The organism is Candidatus Melainabacteria bacterium RIFOXYA2_FULL_32_9 (assembly GCA_001784615.1).
GTDB lineage: Bacteria > Cyanobacteriota > Vampirovibrionia > Gastranaerophilales > UBA9579 > UBA9579.
Genome location: MFRQ01000090.1, coordinates 1 through 2,877 on the forward strand (window position 1 = coordinate 1; position 2,877 = coordinate 2,877).

Annotated in this window: 3 protein-coding genes; 1 reads left to right on the forward strand and 2 read right to left on the reverse strand. The window is 31.8% G+C overall.

The features are described from left to right. Nucleotides 1-161: 161 nt before the first annotated feature. Entirely contained in the window at nucleotides 162-1,022 is an 861-nt protein-coding gene (locus tag A2255_01580) for a hypothetical protein (GenBank protein OGI19755.1), read from the reverse strand. Nucleotides 1,023-1,335: 313 nt separating this feature from the next. Next, on the reverse strand, nucleotides 1,336-1,878 hold the full coding sequence (locus A2255_01585; GenBank protein ID OGI19756.1) for a hypothetical protein: 543 nt from the start codon (nucleotides 1,876-1,878) through the stop codon (nucleotides 1,336-1,338). A gap of 150 nt (nucleotides 1,879-2,028) precedes the next feature. On the opposite strand from A2255_01585, the gene A2255_01590 reads away from it, so the two are divergent. Further along, nucleotides 2,029-2,877, forward strand: an 849-nt coding sequence (locus A2255_01590) for a lactose ABC transporter permease (protein ID OGI19757.1), incomplete at its 3' end; no start/stop codon positions are given.

Consider the following 2,877-nt stretch of genomic DNA (forward strand, 5'->3'; position numbering starts at 1 on the left):
TAAAAAACTGCACAGTGAGCAACTAAGTTTGTTTTAAGTAATCGCACACGTAGATACCCCCGTAGCTCTGCTGCGGGGGTAATTCATTTAAAAAACTAAAATAAAGACCTCCCTTAGGGAGGTCTTTATTTTTTCGTACTAGTTTTTAGCTTGAATTACTTCTAGATTAAACTAAGAGCAACACTAGGAGCCTGGTTAGCTTGGGCTAATAAACTAGCAGAAGCTTGTTGTAATATTTGGTTTTTGGTTAAGAAAGCAGCTTCTTTAGCAACATCAACGTCTCTGATTCTGGATTCAGCAGCCATTACATTTTCTTTCTTAATGGCTAAACTTTGAATGGTGGATTCGAGACGGTTTTGTAAAGAACCGATAGTAGATCTTCTAGTTGAGATTGTAGAGATAGCACTATCGATTAGAGAAATATAACTTGAACATTTGAGTGATGTAGAGAAGCTGGTGGTTAAGAATGTACTGGTTGTGGTATTAATACCTAATGTTGTAGCATCAGCTTTTCCTAAAGGTGAACCTATTGTTAAAGAGTTCAAGGTTACAGCTGTTGAGTTAAAGTTAGGACCGATTTGAAGTGATAAGCTTGTTTGTGATCCGTCTAATAACTTAATGGTATTAAATGATGAACTAGTTGCTATCCTTGAAATTTCTTTAACACGTTGTTCTACTTCATCTTTGATAGCGCCTCTTTCAGCTGTGTCATTAGTGCCATTAGCTGCTTGAATTGCTAGATCTCTGATTCTTTGAAGGTTTTCTTGAATAATACCAAGGTCACCTTCAGCTGTTTGCAATAGGTTTACACCGGCTTGAGCGTTAGATGCTGCTACTTCAGCACCTCTTCCTTGTGATTTTAATGATTCAGAAATTGTAAGACCTGCTGCGTCATCTGCTGCACGGTTAATTCTGTAACCGGTTGATAATCTTTCTAAAGATTTGCTCATACTAGATGTCGCACTGGATAAACTTCTCTGAACGATAAATGAGCTAACGTTTGTGTTAACAACGATACCCATATAGATTCTCCTTATCTAACATACACATCCCTGAATAAAAATGAAGTACTTCATGATGCATTTAAGGGAAGCACCGCCCTACTTAAATATAATAAGTGTTGTTTTAATACTTTAGTATTATTCTTAAGTAAGAAATTTCTCATACTTATGTATGATTGAATATTTTATTTTCTTTTAATTTATTCGGTATATTAGTATTAAAACTTTAGGCTAAATGCTTGTATTCGTTACAATTTTTAACTTTCTTGATTAAAAAGCCTTAACTTACTAAGTTAAGGCTTTTTAAAAATTTAGATCAAATGAAGTATTTTTATTATTTTTGATATTTTGAAATATTTTCAAAGTATTTTTCCAAAGCATTATAGCCGTTATATAGATCATTTGTAATACTTACATAATTTGTTGCGATTAGATTTCTTAGTTCTTTAACCCTAATAGAGATTATTCTATCTGAGGCTCTCTGAATTTCAGGACTTCTTGAGTAATACCATTTTTTTAAAAGAGATAATTCTTCTTCAATTTGTTTATAAGTTGAAAATTCTATTGGGTTAAAGTCGTATTTAGCTAAAAAATCGATTTCTTCAGCTGTAGGCTTACACTGAACAACTGGTTTACCAAAGATTCTCTTAATAATCATAAAGCTATCAGCAAGAAGTCTATGAGATTCAGGTATACCGCCTCTTGCAATAAGACTAGCATTACCCACCTCAGGTTTATTTGGATGTATTTTGGTTTCTATTGCTATGTCATTAGCTTTTGACATTAAGTTTGAGACACTTTTATAAAAATTTTCTTTGGTTTTAATCTTTACTATGTCTCTTTTATCTTTTTTATTGGTTGTAGCGAAAGTTGCCATAATCCACCCCAACTGTATACAATTTTATTAGAACAATTAATTTGATAGTAAGATTATTAAAACACATAAATTTTAAAATTATGGGAATATAAAAAATATTTAATAAATTTGATTAAAATATTTACAATTAACTTTTGGAGAGAATGAAATTTGATTAGGCATTATAAACCGTTTGTACCATATTTATTTCTTATACCTGCAGGGATCGTACTCTTGGTGTTTTTCTTTATTCCTTTCTTTGAAAGCTTTTTACTTAGTTTTCAAAGTTATAGGCATAATATTTATAGTCCTGAATGGGTTGGGCTTGCTAATTATGTAGAGTTGTTCAGTTCACCTGTTTTTTATAAAACAATGATAAATACCTTTATTTATCTTGTTGTAGCGGTGCCTGTTCTTGTTGTTTTGCCGTTAATTATCGCTATTTTTGTTAATCAAAAGTTAAGAGGAGTTTCTATCTATAGAACTCTTATATATATTCCTGTTATTGTCTCAATTGTTGTTGCAGGTATAGCGTGGAAATGGTTATATGCCAGTAATGGTATATTAAATTATATAATAAGCTTACTAAATCTTCCGGCAATAGGTTGGCTTACTGATCCAAATGTTGCTCTTTATTCAGTTATTGTTGTAACTGTCTGGAAGGGGATTGGATATTATATGGTAATTTATATGGCTGCTTTAACCGCTGTTCCAAGAGATCTTTATGAGGCTGCTGATATAGATGGTGCAAATGAAGTTCATAAGCATATTGCGGTTACAATACCTTATTTAAAACCTACAATCGCCCTTGTTAGTATAATAAGCTCAATTTCTGCAATGAAAGTTTTTGTTGAAATATATGTTATGACTAATGGTGGTCCGATGAATGCAAGTAAAACTATAGTTTACTATATATATCAGCGTGCATTTGAGAATCTTGAATTAGGTTATGCATCAGCAGCCGGAGTTGTTTTACTCATTATAGTTATGATTTTATCGATTATTAATATGAAATTTTTT